Source organism: Gluconobacter kondonii, assembly GCF_002723995.1.
Taxonomy (GTDB): Bacteria; Pseudomonadota; Alphaproteobacteria; order Acetobacterales; family Acetobacteraceae; genus Gluconobacter; species Gluconobacter kondonii.
The window spans coordinates 425,810-445,380 of the sequence record NZ_BEWP01000001.1 but is presented as its reverse complement, the minus strand read 5'-3'; the positions used below and the strand labels follow the sequence as shown (position 1 = coordinate 445,380).

At 59.7% G+C, this 19,571-nt stretch carries 19 protein-coding genes; 11 read left to right on the top strand and 8 right to left on the bottom strand.

The genetic code is table 11. The annotated features are described in order from the left end of the window. Positions 1-92 precede the first annotated feature (92 nt). On the top strand, positions 93-1,451 hold the full coding sequence (gene glmM, locus GKO01_RS02025) for a phosphoglucosamine mutase (protein ID WP_099285456.1): 1,359 nt from the start codon (positions 93-95) through the stop codon (positions 1,449-1,451). Positions 1,452-1,492: 41 nt separating this feature from the next. Here glmM and GKO01_RS02020 read toward each other — a convergent pair whose 3' ends face one another. Further along, positions 1,493-2,236 (bottom strand): response regulator transcription factor, encoded by a 744-nt coding sequence (locus GKO01_RS02020; RefSeq protein WP_099285455.1) that lies wholly within the window; start codon positions 2,234-2,236, stop codon positions 1,493-1,495. Between the two features lie 189 nt (positions 2,237-2,425). Here GKO01_RS02020 and fliI point away from each other — a divergent pair, with 189 nt between their 5' ends. Continuing rightward, entirely contained in the window at positions 2,426-3,784 is a 1,359-nt protein-coding gene (gene fliI, locus GKO01_RS02015) for a flagellar protein export ATPase FliI (protein WP_099285454.1), read from the top strand. Positions 3,785-3,797: 13 nt separating this feature from the next. After that, positions 3,798-4,223: a flagellar export protein FliJ gene (fliJ, locus tag GKO01_RS02010; RefSeq protein WP_099285453.1), complete on the top strand. Its 426-nt coding sequence runs from the start codon at positions 3,798-3,800 to the stop codon at positions 4,221-4,223. On the opposite strand, the gene GKO01_RS02005 is transcribed toward fliJ, so the two are convergent. From GKO01_RS02005 to GKO01_RS01995, 3 genes are all read right to left on the bottom strand, one after another. Beyond that, positions 4,214-4,636 (bottom strand): hypothetical protein, encoded by a 423-nt coding sequence (locus GKO01_RS02005; protein ID WP_099285581.1) that lies wholly within the window; start codon positions 4,634-4,636, stop codon positions 4,214-4,216. The two genes, fliJ and GKO01_RS02005, sit on opposite strands and share 10 nt — an antisense overlap. 66 nt (positions 4,637-4,702) lie before the next feature. Then, a complete protein-coding gene (locus GKO01_RS02000; protein WP_099285580.1) occupies positions 4,703-5,263 on the bottom strand; it encodes a hypothetical protein in 561 nt (186 codons plus the stop codon). Continuing rightward, the gene (locus tag GKO01_RS01995; RefSeq protein WP_244901280.1) at positions 5,260-6,531 is read right to left on the bottom strand and encodes an aminopeptidase; all 1,272 of its coding nucleotides are present in this window, start codon (positions 6,529-6,531) and stop codon (positions 5,260-5,262) included. The genes GKO01_RS02000 and GKO01_RS01995 overlap by 4 nt, the downstream gene beginning before the upstream one ends. A 91-nt stretch (positions 6,532-6,622) precedes the next feature. Between GKO01_RS01995 and GKO01_RS01990 the strand changes: the two genes are divergently transcribed. Further along, positions 6,623-7,441 (top strand): glycosyltransferase family A protein, encoded by an 819-nt coding sequence (locus tag GKO01_RS01990; RefSeq protein ID WP_099285451.1) that lies wholly within the window; start codon positions 6,623-6,625, stop codon positions 7,439-7,441. Between the two features lie 54 nt (positions 7,442-7,495). Here GKO01_RS01990 and GKO01_RS01985 read toward each other — a convergent pair whose 3' ends face one another. From GKO01_RS01985 to GKO01_RS01970, 4 genes are all read right to left on the bottom strand, one after another. Further along, positions 7,496-7,771, bottom strand: a complete 276-nt coding sequence (locus GKO01_RS01985; RefSeq protein ID WP_062029124.1) for a hypothetical protein — start codon at positions 7,769-7,771, stop codon at positions 7,496-7,498. 143 nt (positions 7,772-7,914) lie between these two features. Next, positions 7,915-8,982, bottom strand: coding sequence for a histidinol-phosphate transaminase (gene hisC / locus GKO01_RS01980; RefSeq protein ID WP_099285450.1), 1,068 nt, complete (start codon positions 8,980-8,982; stop codon positions 7,915-7,917). Then, positions 8,979-9,479 carry an ankyrin repeat domain-containing protein gene (locus tag GKO01_RS01975; RefSeq protein WP_174694206.1) on the bottom strand — a complete coding sequence of 167 codons (501 nt, stop codon included), beginning with the start codon at positions 9,477-9,479 and terminating at the stop codon, positions 8,979-8,981. Before GKO01_RS01975 ends, hisC begins: the two co-directional genes overlap by 4 nt. Before the next feature lie 65 nt (positions 9,480-9,544). Next, positions 9,545-10,549, bottom strand: coding sequence for an MBL fold metallo-hydrolase (locus tag GKO01_RS01970; RefSeq protein WP_099285579.1), 1,005 nt, complete (start codon positions 10,547-10,549; stop codon positions 9,545-9,547). Positions 10,550-10,686: 137 nt separating this feature from the next. On the opposite strand from GKO01_RS01970, the gene tkt reads away from it, so the two are divergent. From tkt to GKO01_RS01935, 7 genes are all read left to right on the top strand, one after another. Further along, positions 10,687-12,744: a transketolase gene (tkt, locus tag GKO01_RS01965; RefSeq protein ID WP_099285448.1), complete on the top strand. Its 2,058-nt coding sequence runs from the start codon at positions 10,687-10,689 to the stop codon at positions 12,742-12,744. Between the two features lie 12 nt (positions 12,745-12,756). Continuing rightward, entirely contained in the window at positions 12,757-15,630 is a 2,874-nt protein-coding gene (locus tag GKO01_RS01960; protein WP_099285447.1) for a bifunctional transaldolase/phosoglucose isomerase, read from the top strand. Between the two features lie 3 nt (positions 15,631-15,633). Then, the gene (gene gnd / locus GKO01_RS01955; protein WP_099285446.1) at positions 15,634-16,632 is read left to right on the top strand and encodes a phosphogluconate dehydrogenase (NAD(+)-dependent, decarboxylating); all 999 of its coding nucleotides are present in this window, start codon (positions 15,634-15,636) and stop codon (positions 16,630-16,632) included. A 108-nt stretch (positions 16,633-16,740) separates the two neighbouring features. Next, positions 16,741-17,601, top strand: a complete 861-nt coding sequence (locus tag GKO01_RS01950; RefSeq protein ID WP_174694205.1) for a Cof-type HAD-IIB family hydrolase — start codon at positions 16,741-16,743, stop codon at positions 17,599-17,601. Continuing rightward, the gene (gene pgl / locus GKO01_RS01945; protein WP_099285445.1) at positions 17,598-18,338 is read left to right on the top strand and encodes a 6-phosphogluconolactonase; all 741 of its coding nucleotides are present in this window, start codon (positions 17,598-17,600) and stop codon (positions 18,336-18,338) included. The genes GKO01_RS01950 and pgl overlap by 4 nt, the downstream gene beginning before the upstream one ends. Continuing rightward, positions 18,335-19,030, top strand: coding sequence for a ribose-5-phosphate isomerase RpiA (gene rpiA / locus GKO01_RS01940; protein WP_174694204.1), 696 nt, complete (start codon positions 18,335-18,337; stop codon positions 19,028-19,030). Before pgl ends, rpiA begins: the two co-directional genes overlap by 4 nt. Beyond that, a complete protein-coding gene (locus GKO01_RS01935; protein ID WP_099285443.1) occupies positions 19,027-19,569 on the top strand; it encodes a gluconokinase in 543 nt (180 codons plus the stop codon). The genes rpiA and GKO01_RS01935 overlap by 4 nt, the downstream gene beginning before the upstream one ends. The last annotated feature ends 2 nt before the right edge of the window (positions 19,570-19,571 follow it).

Sequence of the window (19,571 nt, the reverse complement as noted above, 5' to 3'; positions counted from 1 at the left end):
GCAACCAATCGCACCAACGGGCGCGTCATCGAGGAGACTATCCCCGGTGCCGCGCCTTTTTTATTTCTGGCAGACAGGCAGGATTTTTCATTATGGCCACCAAGAGGTCTCTGTTCGGTACTGATGGCATCCGGGGAACGGCCAATACTGCGCCCATGACGGTTGAAATCGCGCAGAGACTGGGGCAGGCGGCCGGTCTGTACTTCATGCGGAGCCAGAACCGCCGGCACAGCGTCGTTCTGGGCAAGGATACGCGCCTTTCGGGTTATATGCTGGAATGTGCTCTGGTTGCTGGTTTTCTGTCAGCAGGGATGGACGTCATTCTGGTTGGTCCGCTACCCACGCCTGCGATCGCCATGCTGACCCGTTCTCTCCGGGCCGATCTTGGGGTCATGGTCTCAGCGTCCCACAATCCTTTTACGGATAATGGGATCAAGCTGTTCGGGCCGGATGGTTTCAAACTTTCGGACGAAGTTGAAGGCGAAATCGAAGGCCTGATGGCTCAGGATCTTTCCGCCCGACTGGCCTCTCCCGAACGGATTGGACGCGCTTCCCGTCTGACGGACGCGGCGGGGCGTTATATCGAGAATGCAAAGGCGTCTTTCCCACGTGGGTTGCGTCTGGATGGCCTGAAAATTGTCATTGATTGCGCCAATGGCTCTGCTTACCGCGTGGCTCCCAAAGCATTGTGGGAACTGGGGGCAGAGGTCATCAAGATCGGTTGTGAGCCGGATGGCCTGAACATCAATGACGGCGTGGGATCGACCCATCCGGAAACCCTATGTGCCGCGGTGCGAGAACATGGTGCGGATTTCGGCATTGCTCTGGATGGCGATGCGGACCGTGTCCTGATTGCGGATGAAAATGGCGATCTCGTTGATGGAGACCAGATCATCGGTCTGATTGCTTCCTTCTGGAAGCAGCATGACCGGTTGCGCGGCAACACGGTGGTTACGACCGTGATGTCCAATATGGGGCTGGAAAAAGCTCTGGCGGAAAAGGGGCTTGAGCTTCAGCGGACATCGGTTGGCGATCGTTATGTTGTAGAGCGGATGCGCGAGATTGGGGCCAATCTCGGGGGTGAGCAATCCGGACATATGGTTTTGTCGGATTATGCCACGACAGGAGACGGTCTGATCGCCGCCTTACAGGTTTTGGCCGTGTCTGTGGAAACTAAACGGTCGGCCAGTGAAATCTGCCGGTTTTTCACACCGTATCCGCAACTCCTGAAAAACGTCCGCTACTCAGGAACCAGTCCAATGGGGAGCCCGGACCTCGCCGCAGCAAAGGCCTGGGCAGATGAACGCTTGGCCGGGAGTGGCCGCCTCGTCCTGCGTGCGAGTGGAACAGAACCGCTGATCCGCGTTATGGTGGAGGCGGAGGATGAGACGCTCGTCCATGAAGTGGTGGATCATGTCTGCGATGTCATTCGCGCCATTGCTCATGTTTGATTGCTGTCTTCGGTCAGCAGCGTCTCACGTGGCAGTCTGCTTCAGACTGCCGCTTCGAGAACATGAGTAGAAGTTTTAGGGTGCAGGCTCGCAAGGGCAACAGTTTCTGCGACATCCTCTTCTCGCAGGATGTAACCACGTCCCCAAACGGTCGCGATCAGGTTGCCTGCACCAACATTCTGTAATTTTCGACGTAATTTGCAGATGAAGACGTCAATGATCTTCATTTCTGGCTCATCAATGCCACCATAAAGGTGGTTAAGAAACGCGTCTTTGGTCAGGACGGATCCTTTACGGATTACGAGCAATTCCAGAATGGCATACTCTTTGCCTGTCAAATGCAGTGGCGCGCCATCGACGGTAACATTTTTGCCGTTCAGATCCAGTTCCAGATTCCCCACTCGCAGCTTCGGCTCCGCAAATCCACGGGAGCGTCGCATGACAGCCTGAAGGCGTGCGACCAGTTCGCCTGCATCGTATGGCTTTGTCATGTAATCATCGGCCCCCATCGAAAAGGCACGAATTTTGGCCTGAGAACGGAGCAGGGCCGAGAGGACGAGGATCGGTGTTGTGATACGGGCTGCCCGGACACGTCGGATGACTTCGTATCCTTCCAGATCGTTCAGCATCAGTTCCAGCACAACCACGTCATAGTCGTAATGACGCAGCATCTCGATGGCCTCTTCACCAGATGGCGTATGATCGACAGTAAAAGATGCATTACGCAGGGTCTGGGATAACGTGGTGGCGGCGGACTGATCGCTATCGACAAGAAGGATACGCATGTTTCAACTCCCGGCTTGGTGAATTAATGGTTACTACCCAAGGTTGTGTGTGTCGATAGCTCTGAATAAAAAATCGTAAAATTGTCATTATTTCTCCCCTCATAAGGGAACATTAAGGTCATATTAACTATGCGGTTGTAGGGTGTGAAAGTTGAAACAACCCGCAGAAAACGGTCAAAAACTGTTGCTATGAGCAATTACGCCAGACTGCTTGAAATGCTCTCAAACCTCAGTTGTGACTGGGTTAGGGGAAGCGTGAAGGACGTTGTTGGCCTTTGCATAACCGTCGTTGGACTCGAGAGATTCATCACGATTGGAGATCGAGTCGCGGTTATGGCTCGTGATGGTCGGGTGGTACAATCTGAGGTTGTGGGATTTCAAGGCAACGCTGCACGGTTAATGTCTTTCGGCGCGCTGGACGGTATTGGTCCGGGTTGTGAGGCTCGGGTGCCTCTCAATCGTCATGATGGTGGCTTGAGTATTAATTCAAGCTGGCTTGGACGAGTGGTGGATCCGTTAGGGCAGCCGATTGATGGAAAAGGGCCTTTGCTGCCTTCAACTTCACGCCAAGCGATTCAGTGCTCTCCGCCTAACGCGGCAAGTCGGGCACGCTTGGGAGAGCGGATGGATCTTGGGGTACGGGCTCTGGATGCGTTCACAACATCTCGTTGCGGCCAGAGACTTGGACTGTTTGCCGGATCGGGTGTTGGGAAATCGACACTGCTTTCCATGCTTGCGCGAGGAGCGGAGTGTGATGTCGCCGTGATTTCGCTCGTGGGGGAGCGTGGACGTGAGGTTCGTGAGTTTATTGAGGACGATCTTGGCCCCGAAGGATTGGCCCGGAGCGTTCTTGTGATCGCAACATCGGATTCACCTCCGCTAATGCGTCGTGAGGCAGCCCTGTCTGCCATGACAATTGCAGAGTATTTCAGGGATCAGGGTAAGTCGGTTCTGCTTCTGATGGATAGTGTGACGCGGTTTTGCATGGCGTTGCGTGAAATCGGTCTCTCTGCGGGTGAGCCTCCTGCAACGCGTGGCTATCCGCCTTCCGTGTTTGCCGAACTGCCTCGACTTCTGGAGCGCGCAGGGCCGGGATACCCCGATCAGGGGATGATTACGGCTCTCTTCACCGTTCTGGTAGAGGGCGACGATCAGAACGAGCCGGTTGCGGATGCGGTGCGCGGTATTCTGGATGGCCATATCATTCTGGATCGCAAGATTGGCGAACAGGGACGTTATCCCGCGATTGATGTTTTGCGCTCTCTGTCCCGGGCGGTTCCGGGGTGCAATTCCTCTGAGGAAAACGCCCTTACTCAACGCGCGCGCTCAGCAATGGCGACCTATCAGCGTATGGCGGATATGATCCGGCTTGGCGCTTACAAGTCAGGCACGGATCGTGAGGTTGACGAGGCTATCGCATTGATGCCCAGGTTGAACCAGTTCCTGTTTCAGGGGCGCAACGAGCGATCCACACGTGCAGAGGCTTTTGAACAGCTCGCACAAATTATGCAGACAATTCCGCAAACCACTCCTTTGAATGCGGCATGAAGGATTCTTCAGGATGGAACAGTCACCCCTCGATACTCTCATCGCCCTGCGTGCACAGGAACTTGATCTTGTTGAAAGAAGTTTCGCAGAGGCCGTCGCGCGTGAGGCAGCCGCTGAAGAAAAGCTGTCGGCAGCTCAGGAAGAAATCCTGAGTGAACAGCGGATCGCCTCCAGTCCAACAGCGGGGGATGGTGCTGTGGAAGCCTTCAGCCGTTGGCTTCCTGCGGGGCGCAAGGCTGTTACGGAAGCGCAGGCGCGTTGCCGCGAAGCCGCGCTGGATCGAGAAACCGTGCGCTCGGCACTGATTATCGCGAGAGCTGCTATGGAAGCCGTTAAAACTCTGAAAGAGGAGCGGCAGGAAGAAGAACGGCAGGCGGAACTCAAAAAAGAACAGAATGCGCTGGATGAACTGGCCATTCGCCAGTTCAGTCAGTCCTGAGCAGCGTCCCGCCCACGGAGTGCTGCCTCGATCTGCGTGGCTGTGCCAATCAGGGCGCAGGCTACGGGATGGGTGCTATCACGGACGAATGCCAGAACCAGATCAGGGTCGCTGGGAAAAAGATCGCTTTGAATCGTGATGACAGGCGTCATTTCACCCGTCTGCGACGCGTTTTGGGCAGCGTGAGTTAGAATACGGGCGACAGCTTTTTCGAGTGCCGGAAGAAGCACATTGTGAGGAGCATCGTGGTTTGCAGCATGTGTCGCTGCGAGTTCATCCCAGCCTGCTAGGGTGACGAAGGCGGGAATACCATCTGATGGTGTCTCCCGTTCAGCACGCAAAAGGGCGCCGGACTGGGCCATGCCAAGGATATTCAGGGCAGGGAGGAGTGCGGGGTCTAGTTTGATGGGCATTCGGATCTTTTTCGGAGACTGAAGCGGCCATGCCATCCTGCTGGAAGCATGGCCGCGGTTTCGTATTCAATGGGGTGGATTGCCCATGGCCTGCATCAGGGCCGTAACCTGTTGGGGTTGCGCTTTGAAAAGCGCGACATTGGCGGGATTGGGGCTTGGCATTCCGGCTGGAAGCTGGCCGTTGCTGGCGGCAAGGGTCATGCCGAAGGTCGTCATGCCCATCACGAAGCTTTCAGGCGTAAAGCCGTGGCTTTGCAGGACAGGCGCAAGTCCGGGAATCTGGCTGATGCGGCTGATTGTCTCGGCCAGTCCTGCGCCGTGCGAGTTGGGGGGCTGGATGTTGCGGGCCTGAAGCTCTGCGATCGTTGCTGCCGCACGGGTCATGAAGTCTGGCGGCAGGGGGTATTGCATGGCGTGCTCCATATCGGCACGGACCTGCGGCGGAATCTGAGGAGTCTGCTGCGGAGTTCCCTGAAGCGGCACACTTCCGTCGATTTGGGTCTGGCTTGTGGTGCCCCCCTGAGCAGGGTAGCCGGCTTGCGGATAAGACTGTGCCTGTGCGGCCAGAGGCAGCATCGCGACAGAGACGAAAAGGCCCGTAAGGCCTGTCATGCGGAAAGACGTCATACCTGCACCCATTCTCCAGCGCGCATCAGCGGCACGCGGTTGCCGTTCTTGAGGCCATCAAGATCAATTTTGTCCGAACCGATCATCCAGTCGATATGAATAAGGGAGTCGTTGACGCCCCGTTCCAGAAGTTCGTCCGGCGTCAGACCTTCGATATCGACCATGCATTTCGTGTAGGCTTGGCCGAGCGCGATATGGCTGGACGCATTCTCATCGAACAGCGTGTTCCGATACAGGATCTTGCTGGCCGATATGGGCGAGGAATGCGGTACGAGGGCGACTTCGCCAATCCGTGCCGCGCCTTCATCGGTATCGAGGATACGCTTGAGCACGTCCTCGCCCTGACTGGCGGTTGCTTCGACAATACGGCCGTTTTCAAAACGCACCGAGATTTCATCGATCAGAGTTCCCTGATGGAACAGCGGCTTGGTGCTGCTGACGCGCCCGTTGACCTTGCTGCGATGCGGGGTCGTGAAGATTTCCTCGGTCGGGATATTCGGGTTGCAGACGATGCCATTTCCCGATTTTTCTGAACCGCCTGCCCAGAGATGTCCGTCCGCAAGGCCGACCGTCAGATCCGTCCCGGGGCCGCTGAAATGCAGGGCATCGAAGCGGCTGTCGTTCATGAATTTCGCCCGGGCATGCAGGGCGGCGTTATGGGCTTTCCACTCGGCGACAGGATCGGCCACGTCCACGCGAGATGCTTTGAAGATACCGTCCCACAAGGCTGCGAGGGCGTCTTCCGGGGGGAGGTCCGGGAAGACCTGTTCGGCCCAGGCTGGTGTGGCGCATGCGATGATGTTCCAGTTCACGGCGAACTGGGTGATGATTTCCATCGCCGGGCGGTTTGCCTTGGAACTGGCGCGGTTGGCGCGTGCGATGCGTTCGGGGTCCTGTCCTTTGAGCAGCGTCGGGTTGGCGCCGGTGATGGCCATGCGGGCTGCGCCTTCGCGGAACGCGCGCGCCATACCCTCGGCCAGCCATGTCGGAGCGACGTCGAAGGCGTCGTCCGGGGCGTGGATGAAACGTGCGAGCGTGGTTTCATCATCCGCGTATAGGGTCGTCACCAGTGAGGCGCCGGCCTTGTAAGCATGTTCCGTGACGCGTCGGACAAGCGCAACGGCGGTGAGTGGCGCGGTAATGAGGAGCTGCTGGCCCGGCGAGATGTTCAGGCCAACGCGGACGGCGACCTCGCCCAAGCGGTCGAGCAGCTGTTCGTGCGAAAAGGTGGAGGAAGCGGACACGTTGGACTCTTTCGCAGTGATCATTCTGATCCTCATGGTGTGCTCTGTAGCGTTGAAGTGCAAGAGAGCACCGCGTGAGGTGACAGGGCTTTGAGGGCGCAGTATCGTGCCGGACATGAAACCCGGACTTCATATTTTCGCTGATCCAGGCACGCTCGACCAGCGCCCTTTCGATGTGGCGGTTGTCATGCCAAGCCTTCTGAGGCCTACCATTGTCCGGGCGGTCCAGTCTGTTTTTCAGCAGACGGGAAATCTGAGGGTTCAGATCATGATTGGTCTGGATCGCCCTCCGGGTGACGATGCCGACGATCTGATTCAACGCGCGACCGAAGGGCGGCCACCGGGCTGGGCCGTCGAAGTGCTCTGGCCCGGCTATTCCACGTCACAGCGTCATGGAGGGTTCGGGCGGGCGAGAGACGGCGGCGTATTGCGCAGCGTACTCAGCCAGCTTTCGAATGCCCCGCGCATTGCTTATCTCGACGATGATAACTGGTGGGCGCCAGGCCATCTTTCGTCTCTGTTGGCGGCGATTGAAGGACAGGACTGGGCGTGGGCAGGGCGCTGGTTCGTGCATCCGCGGACACTGAAGCCAATCTGTGAGGATCAGTGGGAGTCGGTCGGGATCGGAGGTGGGATTTTTCGCGCAAGTTATGGTGGGTTCGTGGACCCAAACTGCTTGATGATCGACCGGACACGGGCGCCTGAAGCGCTGGAAATGTGGAATCAGCCTTTGGTCGGGGATGGAACGCAGATGACGGCGGACCGCAATGTTTTCAAGGCGTTGATGGATCGTCCGGGAAAACCGACCGGACAATATACCGCCTATTACGTTCTGACCGAGACGGACGGCCTGCACCCTACGAGGCTACGTTTGATGGGACCGGCATGGGACCGGGCGTCAGAGACACACGGGGACGCTGTTCAGGCATCTTGAAGCAGAGAGGCTGGTACGGAGGAATTTCCACACCAGCCTCTCTGCGATCATCCCTTACATGGAACGGATCGTGTTGCGGCGCGGCGGACGGCGCTGGCGGTCGGACTGGGCGTCCGGGTTTGCGGCCTTCGCGGCTTTTTCGCGCGCGATGGTGCGCAGTTCGGTTTCCAGCTCACGAATGCGGCGCTGAATGCTTTCCTTCAGCGTCGGAGACGTGTGGGACTTCATGGAAGCGATCGTTTCCTTGAGGTCCCGAAGCTGCTTTTCCTTTTCGGCCTGATTACGGCGAATAGGCTGGTTGTCGGACATCTGTCCCTGAAATGCACGCATGTATTCGGTCTTTCCGCATGAAACATTCATGGGCCTCCCGTTCACCCACCCGGAGGGTGGCGGGATCGAGCGCGCATAAACGCGCCCGTCTGGCCCTGTCTGGCTCATGATTATGGGGGACGGAGCATTACCGTCCGGTTAATTCAGGATCGGGAGGAGAGGATGTCCCGCAAAACGTCAGTCAGGCGGGTGCAGGCGTCGTCCGTTCCGATCGAGATACGCAGCCAGTCCTGGATGCGCGGGGTGGAGAGGTGCCGGACAAGGATCGCACGCTCGCGCAGGGCTGCGGCGATGGCTCCGGCCTTGTGCTCCGGGTGGTGCACAAGGATGAAATTGGCACAGGATGGCAGGACTTGGAAGCCAAGATTTTGCAGTTGCGGAACCAGCCGGTCACGGCTTGCAACGAGGCGGGCCGTGATGTCTGCGAGCCAGTCGGTATCCTGGATCGCGGCGATGGCCCCGGCCTGTGCCGGGCGGGAGAGGGGGTAGGAATTGAAACTGTCCTTGACGCGGATAAGACCCTCGATCAGTTCCGGAGAACCGATCGCAAAGCCCACACGCAGTCCTGCCAGAGCGTAGGACTTTGAGAGCGTCTGGACGACCAGAAGATTGTCATGACGATGTGTCAGTTCAATGGCGGACTGGGCACCGAAATCGACGTAGGCCTCGTCAATGATGACGGTCCGGTCCGGATGGCGCTTGAGGAGGGTTTCGATCTGCTCGAGCGACAGGGCGATTCCCGTATTGGCATTCGGGTTGGCGACGGCGATTCCGCCGCAGTCGCCAGTGTAGGAGTCGATGTCGATCGTGAAATCGTCATTGAGCGGGATGTGGCGGAACGGCTGGTCGAACAGGCCGCAATAGACCGGATAAAAACCGTAGGTCACATCCGAGAACAGGACCGGCGCATCGTCGTGGAACAGCGCGCGGAAGGCATGGGCCAGAACTTCGTCGGAGCCATTGCCGACGAAAACGCGATCGGCGGTGGTGCCGAACCGGGTGGCGATTGTGTCCCGCAGGTCTGCTGCCGTCGGGTCGGGATAGAGACGCAGATCGTCGGAGGCCACGTCCCGGATGGCCTCAAGCACTTTCGGGCTCGGACCGTAGGGGGACTCGTTCGTATTGAGCTTCAGCAGGTCCGCGAGTCTGGGCTGTTCGCCCGGCACATAGGGGTGCAGATCCTGAACCCTACGGTTCCAGAAACGACTCATGCGGACGCTCCGGCGAACAGGCCGGTCATGAACTGGCGTTCGGCCAGATCACGGGCGGAAACGCCGTCCGCATCCTTCAGGTCCGGGTTTGCTCCGGCGGCAAGAAGCTTTTTCGCCATGTCTTCGCGGTTGAACATGATGGAAAACATCAGCGGTGTGCGACCGGCATGATTGGCGTGATCCACTTCGGCGCCATGATCGAGCAGAAGTGACGCGATCTCGGTCAGGCCCTTGAACGCGACGCCCGAAAGTGCGGTGGCTCCCTTGAGATCGGTGGCTTCCGTGTCGGCCCCGCGATCCAGCAGCAGGCGCGTGGCGTCCGTGTGGCCGTTGTAGGTGGCGACGATCAGGGCGGTATAGCCACGGCTGTCCGGCGTATCGATGGCCATGCCGGCATCCAGAAACTGGGTCAGGAGGTCGGTATCGCCTTCACGGGCCGCGTCGATGAACAGGGCGGTGATCTGGTCTGACGTGAAAGTGACGTTCTGGGCGTTCATGACGGTTTCCACATGGCGGTGTCCCCGATGACAGAAAATCCGGGGAAGGGATGTCGGAGGGCAGTTTAGCTTTTTGTGTCAGCTGGCGGAAGGGTGAGGCTTTCACCGTTTTCCAGCGCCCGGAAAGGACGGCCAGCGGGTCGGCAGGCGAACTCCAGACGGGTGGGTGGTTCCAGAATGGCCTCGTCGGTGAGTTGGAACGTGCCGAAATGGATCGGCAGGCCCCGTTTCGCTTTGAGCGTATCGAAAGCCATGAGCGCCTCTTCGGGGGACATGTGAACGCGGCGCATCAGGTTGCGCGGCTCGTAGGCCCCGATGGGCAGGATGGCGAGGTCGATATCCGGCCAGCGACGGTGGATCGCGTCGAAATGTTTGCCCCAGGCCGTGTCGCCCGCGAAAAAGACCGTGTGGCCATCTGCTTCGATCGTGAAGCCACCCCAGAGCGCGCGGTTGGAATCGAACGGCGTGCGTGCGCTTCCGTGCAGCGCAGGCGTGGCTGTGATGTGAGCGCCGTCATCGGTCGTGCCGTCCCACCAGTCCAGTTCGACGATGCGCGGAAGAGCGGCCTTTTTCAGGTGGCGACGGTTGCCCGGGAGGGAAATGCAGAGCGGATCGTCACGTTTGGCCAGCGCCCGCAGGCTCGGAAGGTCCATGTGGTCGTAATGGCAGTGCGAGACGAGGATGATGTCGATGCGGGGAAGAGCATCCAGCGCGATGCCGGACGGGCAGACGCGGCGGGGACCGAAACTGCGGAAGGGGGAGCAGCGTTCGGAAAAGACCGGATCTGTGATGATCCGCAGAGGCGCGCGTCCTGCACGGCCAAACTGGAGCAGAACGGTCGCATGACCGACAAACGTGACACAGCATTCCCCCGGAGCAGGCGCGACCTGATCGTAGGTTTTCTGCGGGGGAAGGGCATCCGGCCAGCGTGGCCTGAGGCCCATCTGCCAGCGGAAGATGTTCCCGATCCGCTGCGAGGGACTGCGGGCCGTTCGCGCCTCGTCCGGGCGCCATTCTTCGGGGTTTCGGTAATGACGACCGTCGAAGTGTGGCAGGTTGTCTTCAAGCACAAGAGCGTGTTTCACAATATGGTTTACCGATCAGCCATTGCGTCTGTCGCGACTTCGCGTCATGCCGTGGCAGCAGAAGGTATGGAAGATATCGTTGCGTTTCTTCCTGTCAGTCACAAGCCGGAGATCCCATTCCGATGAGTACGCTTCCTCAGCTCACCATCAATACGATCCGCACTCTTTCGATGGAAGGTGTCGAGCGCGCCAATTCCGGCCATCCCGGCACGGCCATGGCCCTCGCCCCCGCGATGTATGCGGTCTGGCAGCATGATCTGAAATACGATCCGGCCGATCCGTGCTGGCCTGCCCGTGACCGTTTCGTGCTTTCGGTCGGTCACGCGTCGATGCTGCTGTACTCCACCCTGTTCCTCACAGGCGTGAAGGATATTCAGGATGGCAAGGTCGTTGATGCGCCGTCCCTCACTGTCGAGGATCTCTCGCAGTTCCGTCAGCTGAACTCCAAGACGCCGGGTCATCCGGAATACCGCTTTACCGCTGGTGTAGAAACCACGACCGGTCCGCTCGGACAGGGTTGCGGCAATTCCGTCGGTATGGCGATCGCGCAGAAATGGATGTCCGCGCGCTATGATCGCCCGGGCTTCAAACTGTTCGACTATCACGTCACGGTGTTCTGTGGTGATGGCGACATGATGGAAGGTGTGGCTTCGGAAGCCGCGTCCACCGCTGGCCATCTCGCACTTGGGAACCTGACCTGGATCTATGATTCCAATCAGATCTCCATCGAAGGGTCGACGGATCTGGCCTTCACGGAAAATGTGGGCAAGCGTTTTGAAGCCTATGGCTGGCATGTCCAGACGCTGCCGGACGGCAACGATGTCGAGGCCATTCTCGCAGCCCTCAAAGCTGCGCGTGCAGTGACGGATCGTCCGAGCATGATCGTGCTCAAGACGGTCATCGGTTATGGCGCGCCCAAGAAGGCTGGTACGGCTTCGGCACATGGCGAGCCGCTGGGTGCGGAAGAAATCAAGGGTGCGAAGGCTGCTTATGGCTGGCCGGAAGGCGCTCCGGACTTCTATGTCCCGGACGGTGTGAAGGAGCATTTCGCCGAAGGCCTCGGCAAGCGTGGCGCAGAAGCCAATGCAGAATGGCGCGAGCTGTTCTCGGCCTATCGCGAAGCCCATCCGGAACTCGCGGCTGAAATTGACTGCATTATCGAGCACCGTCTGCCGGAAGGCTGGGACAAGGACATCCCGACCTTTGAAGCGGATGCGAAGGGCGTTGCTTCGCGTGCCAGCTCGGGTCAGGTGCTGAACGCGGTTGCGAAGAACCTTCCCTGGATGATCGGCGGCTCTGCTGACCTGACGCCCTCCACCAAGACGGACATCAAGGGCGGCGGCTCCTTCCAGCCGGAAAAATGGAACGGCACCTATGGTGGCCGGAACCTGCATTTCGGTGTGCGCGAACATGCGATGGGCTCCATCTGCAACGGTATCGCGCTGTCGGGCATTCGCTCCTACGGTTCGGGCTTCCTGATCTTCTCCGATTACATGAAGGCGCCGATCCGTCTGTCGGCCATCATGGAACTGCCGGTTCTGTATATCTTCACGCATGACTCCATCGGCGTGGGTGAAGACGGGCCGACGCATCAGCCGATCGAGCAGCTCGCACAGCTTCGCGCAACGCCGGGCATCATGACGATCCGCCCGTCCGACGCGAACGAAGTGTCCGAAGCGTGGCGGACGCTGATCCCGATGACGCACAAGCCTGCCGTGCTCGCTCTGAGTCGTCAGAACCTGCCGACGATCGACCGCACGAAATATGCGTCCGCCGCCGGTCTTGCGAAGGGTGCTTATGTTCTGGCGAGCTGTGACGGCAAGCCCGACGTGATCCTGATCGCTTCGGGTTCGGAAGTCAGCCTCGTGGTGACGGCTTACGAGAAGCTGACGGAAGAGGGCATCAAGGCCCGCGTTGTCTCCATGCCGAGCTTCGATCTCTTCGAAGAGCAGAGCCAGGAATACCGCGATTCCGTCCTGCCGCCGGACGTCATCGGCCGCGTTGCAGTCGAACAGGCTGCAGCGTTCGGCTGGGATCGGTATGTCGGCATCGGCGGTGCGATCATCGCGATGAACACGTTCGGTGCGTCGGCTCCGGCCTCCGCACTTCTCACGAAATTCGGTTTCACGCCTGAAGCGGTTCTTGACGCAGCGAAGCGTCAGGCCCTGCGCGGCAAGTAAGGGAGAGATCCTGTGGCAGACACAATCTCCAATACCGGTCTGAACACCGTCAGCAACGCCTTGTGTGACCTTGAGAAATACGGCCAGTCCCCCTGGCTGGATTTCATCCAGCGCAGCTTCACGGAAGACGGAAGTCTCCGCAAGCTGGTGGACGAAGACGGCCTGCGGGGCGTCACGTCCAACCCGGCCATCTTCGAGAAGGCCATCGGACACGGCACCGAATACGATCCGCAGATCCGCAAGCTGCTGGAAGACGAAGGCCTGCCCCCCGGCGATCTGTACGAACATCTCGCCATTGACGACATCCGGTCCGCCTGCGCCGTTCTGTATCCGGTGTTCGAAAAGACCAAGGGACTGGATGGCTATGTCAGTCTCGAAGTCTCGCCCTATCTGGCGTTCGACACACATGGGACGATCACGGAAGCCCGCCGCCTGTGGAAGGCTGTCGGGCGTGAAAACCTGATGATCAAGATCCCCGGGACGTCTGAAGGCACGGGCGCCATTCGTGACGCCATTGCGGACGGCATCAATGTCAATGTGACGCTGCTGTTCTCGCTCGATGCCTACAAGGCGGTGCTGGAAGCCTATATTGCCGGTCTTGAAGATCGCGCGGCCCGTGGCGAAGACATCTCGCGTCTTGCCAGTGTGGCGTCGTTCTTTGTCAGCCGTATCGATGCCAAGATCGACGGGGAAATTGACCGTCGTATTGCGGCTGGCGATGCGGAGGCCGAGGCTCTGAAGGCCATTCGCGGCAAGGTTGCAATCGCCAACGCCAAGCTGGCCTATCAGTACTATCTCGAAGTCCGTAACAGCCCTCGCTGGAAGGCTCTGGCCGAAAAGGGTGCCAACCCGCAGCGTCTGCTCTGGGCCAGCACTGGCACCAAGGACAAGGCTTATTCCGACGTCCTGTATGTCGAAGAGCTGATCGGCCCCGAGACGGTCAACACCATTCCGCCTGCAACGTTCGATGCGTTCCGCGATCACGGCAAGGCGCGTGCCAGTCTGACCGAGAATGTCGAACAGGCGCGGCATGTTCTGTCTGAGGCCGAGCGTCTTGGGTTGGATCTGGATGGCGTGACCACGAAGCTCGTCAAGGAAGGCTGTGCAGCATTCAGCGTATCGTTCGACACTCTGCTGACGGCTGTGGCAACCAAGCGCGAGGCCGTCATCGGCAAGCGTCTGCTGCGTGTCAGCGCCGACCTGCCGCCGGAACTGCGCGACGATGTCGCCGGTGCGGAAAAGGATTGGAGCCTGAGCGGCGGTCTGCGCCGGATCTGGCAGAAAGATCCGTCGGTCTGGACGAACGGCCCGGAAGCCGACTGGCTGAACTGGCTGACGATCGTGCAGGATCGCCTGTGGAACGTCGAGGAACTGGAAGTTCTGGCACGCGACGTCCGTAGTCGCGGCTTCAAGGATATCCTGCTTCTGGGCATGGGTGGTTCGAGCCTCGGTCCTGAGGTTCTGGCCGAGACGTTCGGACAGCGCGAAGGCTGGCCGAAGCTGCATGTTCTCGACAGTACGGACCCGCAGCAGGTCACGGCGTTCGAGAAAGCCATCGACCCGAAGAACACACTGTTCATCGTGGCCAGCAAATCTGGCGGAACGCTGGAGCCGAACATCCTGTTCGCGCATTTCTGGCAGGTGGCTGGTCAGGCTCTGGGCAAGAAGCCGGGTGACAGCTTCATCGCCATCACCGATCCGGGCTCGCACATGCAGAAAGTGGCCGAGGAAAACGGTTTCTGGCGCGTGTTCTACGGCGATCCGAAAATCGGTGGCCGGTACTCCGTCCTGTCCAACTTCGGTCTCGTCCCGGCGGCGGCAAGCGGCATTGACGTCCGCAAGCTGCTGACGGTCACGCGCCTGATGGTGGAATCCTGTGACGGAAGCGCGCCTCCGGCTGCCAATCCGGGTGCGGTTCTGGGCTTGATCCTCGGTCATGCCGCGCACTGCTTCGGCCGTGACAAGGTGACGATCCTCGCCTCTGACGGCATTGCGTCGCTGGGCGCATGGCTGGAACAGCTCATTGCCGAAAGCACCGGCAAGAAGGGCCTCGGCCTCATCCCCATCGACGAGGAAGAACTCGGCGCGCCGGATGTCTATGGGACGGACCGCATTTTCGTGGACCTTCTGCTGGGCGACGACGTTCCCGACAGCCGCCTTGGCGCTTTGCGGGCCGCTGGTGCGCCGGTCGTCACCATCCGTCTGGCCGATGCTTCCCAGATCGGACAGGCATTCTTCTTGTTCGAATTCGCGACGGCTGTAGCCGGTGCGGTTCTCGGGATTGATCCGTTCGATCAGCCCGATGTGGAGTTCAGCAAGCTCGAAACGCGCAAGCTGACCTCGGCTTATGCTGAAACGGGCTCGCTTCCGCCGGAAACGCCATTCGCCAAGGATGGCCCGCTGTCCTTCTATGCGGATGCGAAGAACACGGAAGCTGCTGGCAGCAAAAACGATGCAGTCTCCATTCTCAAGACGCTTTTTGATCGTGTGAAGCCGGGCGACTATGTCGGTCTGCTCGCCTATATCCGCCGCGATCAGCAGACGCGGGACTGGGCACAGTCCGTTCGTATGGAACTGCGGGATACGCTGAAAGTGGCGACAGCCGCCGAATTCGGCCCCCGGTTCCTGCATTCGACCGGCCAGGCCTACAAGGGCGGACCCGACAGCGGCGTGTTCCTTCAGGTCACGGCGACGGATGCGGCGGATGTGCCGGTTCCGGGTCATGGTTTCAGCTTCAGCGTCGTCAAGGCGGCGCAGGCACGAGGCGATTTCGAAGTGCTCGCGGCTCGTGGCCGTCGCGCCCTTCGCGTTCATATCGATGGACCGCTGGAAGACGGGCTGAAAGCTCTGGAAACAGCAATCCACGAAGCACTGGCAGGAGCATAAGTTATGCGGATCGGAATCATCGGACTGGGACGGATGGGCGGCAATATTGCCGTCCGTCTGACGCGCCACGGACATGATGTCGTCGTGCACGACCGCACGCCGGAAGTGACGGCTTCGGTCGTCGGACGCTGTGAAGCGGGGCGTGCGACCCCCGCCAGTTCTGTGGCTGAAATGGCGAAGCTGCTCGAAGGTGACGAACACCGCGTGGTGTGGGTCATGCTTCCGGCAGGTGCCATCACCGAAGCCTGTGTTCAGGAACTCGGCGGCCTTCTGGGGCGTGGGGATGTCATCATCGACGGTGGCAACACTTACTATAAGGACGACGTCCGTCGTTCGGCCGAACTGGCCGAAAAGGGCATCTCCTATGTGGATGTCGGCACCTCAGGCGGTGTCTGGGGTCTGGAACGCGGCTACTGCATGATGTTCGGCGGCACGAAAGAGACCGCCGAATATATTGATCCGATCCTCAGCGCGCTGGCACCGGGCATCGGGGACGTGCCGCGCACGCCGGGCCGTGGCGAGAAGGGCCATGATCCGCGGGCCGAGCAGGGCTATCTGCACTGTGGGCCTGCCGGTTCGGGGCATTTTGTGAAGATGGTCCATAACGGCATCGAATACGGCATGATGCAGGCTTTTGCTGAAGGCTTCGACATCATGAAAAGCAAGAACTCCCCCGTTCTTGCGGAAAAAGACCGGTTCGAACTCAATATGGGCGATATTGCCGAAGTATGGCGTCGCGGTAGTGTCGTGTCGTCTTGGCTGCTCGATCTGACGGCTGAGGCCCTGACCCGTTCGGAAACCCTCAATGAGTTCTCCGGCGAAGTCGCGGACTCTGGTGAAGGTCGCTGGACGATCGAGGCCGCTATTGAGGAAGACGTTCCGGCTCCGGTCATGACGGCCGCGCTGTTCACGCGCTTCCGTTCGCGGTCCGGCAACAACTTTGCCGAGAAAGTGCTCTCGGCGCAGCGTTTCGGTTTCGGCGGACACGTCGAGAAGAAATAAAGACTACCGCCCCTCATGGGCAATGACTGGCTGGCAGGGTATGGTTTTGCCATTGCTGACCAGCCAGCCCCCGCAAAGACTCTGACGGGGGTTTTTACAGGGGCTTTTATGTCCGTTGACCTCGACGCCATCCACGCGGATCTGCCACCGTTGCCAAAGACCATCCGGATGGTTGTGTCCGACATGGATGGCACGCTCCTGACGCCAGACAAGACCATTGCGCCGTCCACGCTGGCGATGGCGAAAATACTTCAGGAGCGGGGGATTCCGCTGTGCCTCGCCAGTGCGCGGCCACCCGCCGCTATGGTTCGTTATATCGAGCAGCTGGGTCTGACAGGGCAGAATGCCGGTTTTAATGGCGGTATCATTTTCCGCCCTGACGGCACCACGAGTGTCAGCCGCGTTCTTACGCCGAATGTCCTGTCTATTGTCCATGATATGTTGCAGTTGCATGAGATCGAAACATGGTTCCTGCGGCAGTCCTACTGGATGGTGCAGGATCCGCATACGCCGTTCGTTCAGCACGAACATGGCATTACCGGTCTGACGCCCCATCAGGTTCCCGATCTGCGCGAGGAATTCGAGGGCATCGGCAAGGTCATGGGCGTGAGTAGTAATACCGGCCTGCTTCAGGACATTGAGACCGAACTTGCTGCTCTGCTTCAGGGAGAAGCGAGCGTGCGCCGCTCTTCCGACATTCTTCTCGACGTGACGCCGGCCCTTGCCAACAAGGGCGAGGCGATCCGCGAACTGGCGCTTGCCCACGGCATTGCGCCGCATGAGGTGGCCTGCCTTGGCGATGCCCATAACGACCTGCCGATGTTTTCGGTCGCAGGATTGGGAATTGCCATGGGACAGGCCGAAGAGGACGTGAAAGCCGCCGCTCAGGTTTTCACGGACACCAACGAGCGCGATGGCTGGGCCAAGGCTGTCGAGCGCTACATTCTGCCGAGGGTTCCCCATTCATGACGACCGATATTCGCACCGCCACTCTGGAAACCCTCCCTGATTCGGAAGCCGTTGCATTGCGGATGGCCGACCTCTTCATCGAAGGTGTTCTCGCCAAGACGGACGGCCTGTTCCGGGTAGCACTTTCCGGAGGCTCCACGCCCAAGCGCCTGTTCGAGATCCTCGCAACACCATCACGGGCAAAGCTGGTCCCGTGGGAGCGGGTCGAGATTTTCTACGGCGACGAGCGCCATGTGCCCGAAGGCCATGCGGACAGTAACCATACTGTCGGTCAGTCCGTCCTGCTGTCGCATGTCCCGGTGCCCGCGCAGAACGTCCATGCCATTCCGACCGGTGACACGGTGGAGGCGGATGCACAGGCTTACGAAAAAACCCTCCAGACCTCTTATGGCGCTACGGAACTTGATCCGAAGCGTCCGCTGTTCGATCTGGTCATGCTGGGCCTCGGCACGGACGGTCATACGGCCTCGCTGTTTCCGGGACAGCCCGTTCTGAAGGAACGCAAGGCTTGGGTCGGAACGGCCGCGCCGTCTACCGCACCATATGAACGCATCACGCTGACCTATCCCGCCATTCAGTCCAGCGCACTGGTCGTGTTTCTCGTGACGGGCGCATCCAAAATCGAAATGTTGGAGCGTCTGGTCGAAGGCGACAGCTCCATCCCATCCGCCCGCGTGACGAGCGAAGGCCGGATCGTCATTCTTGCAGATCGCGCTGCGGTCGGAGAAGACGCATGAGCGGCAGGGACATGAACGTTCACAAGCGCACCGCGGCGCGTGAAGCCGCTGATATGGTCAAGAGCGGCATGGTCGTGGGGCTCGGAACGGGTAGCACGGCCGCTTATATGATTGAACGTCTGGGCGAGCGTGTTGCGGAAGGGCTGGAAATTTTCGGCATTCCGACCTCCGATGACAGTGAGGACAAGGCGATCAAGGCTGGAATTCCCCTGACGGATTTCAGCGCGCATCGCCGGATCGACATTGCGATTGATGGCGCAGACGAGGTCCAGCGCGGTTCGCTTAACCTCATCAAAGGTCTGGGCGGCGCGCTCCTTCGCGAGAAAATCGTGGCGCAGGCCGCAAAGCGTTTCGTGGTGATCGTGGACGGCACCAAGCCTGTCGATCTGTTGGGCGAACGCGCACCTGTGCCTGTTGAAGTCATTTCCTTCGGCTGGGAATGCACGGCTGAGCGCCTTGCGGCCTGTGGCGCGCGTGGTGTGAAGCCGAGAACGGACCGCGCCGGATCGCTGTTCGTAACGGATACCGGCAACATGATTCTGGACTGCCATTTCGGGCCGATCGAAAACCCCGAAGATCTGGTAGGGAAAATCGACCGGATCGTCGGTGTGGTGGAACATGGCATGTTCCTCAACATGGCCTCGGATGTTCTGGTCGCCACGACAGAAGGCGTGGAGCGGTGGGAACCATGACGGCTTCGGCAGCACAGGTGAAGATGAGTCTGGAGCCTCGTTTTCTTGTGGTCATGGGCGTTTCGGGGACGGGCAAGACAACCATTGCAACCGGACTGGCGACGCGGCTTGGCTGGCATTTTCAGGAAGGCGATGCCCTGCATCCGCCTGCGAATGTCGAGAAAATGAGCACCGGCCAGCCGCTGACCGATGTGGATCGTGCGCCTTGGCTTGCGCTGTGCCATGACTGGCTGCGGGCACAGGTCGAGGCTGGCCATGGTGCGGTTCTGACGTGTTCCGCGCTCAAACGTGCCTATCGTGAACAGCTTCGCGCCAACGGGTTGCCGATCGAGTTCGTTCATATCGATACGTCCGGCACTGAGCTTGCGGCGCGGCTGGAGCGGCGGGAAGGACACTTCATGCCTGCCAGCCTGCTACCAAGCCAGCTCGCGACGCTTGAAGTGCCGGGTGACGACGAGCCTGTAATCCGTGTTTCCGGCGAAAAGCACCCCGACGTGGTGCTGGAGGAATTGATCCGTCATTTCCAGACGGAGGGCTGATC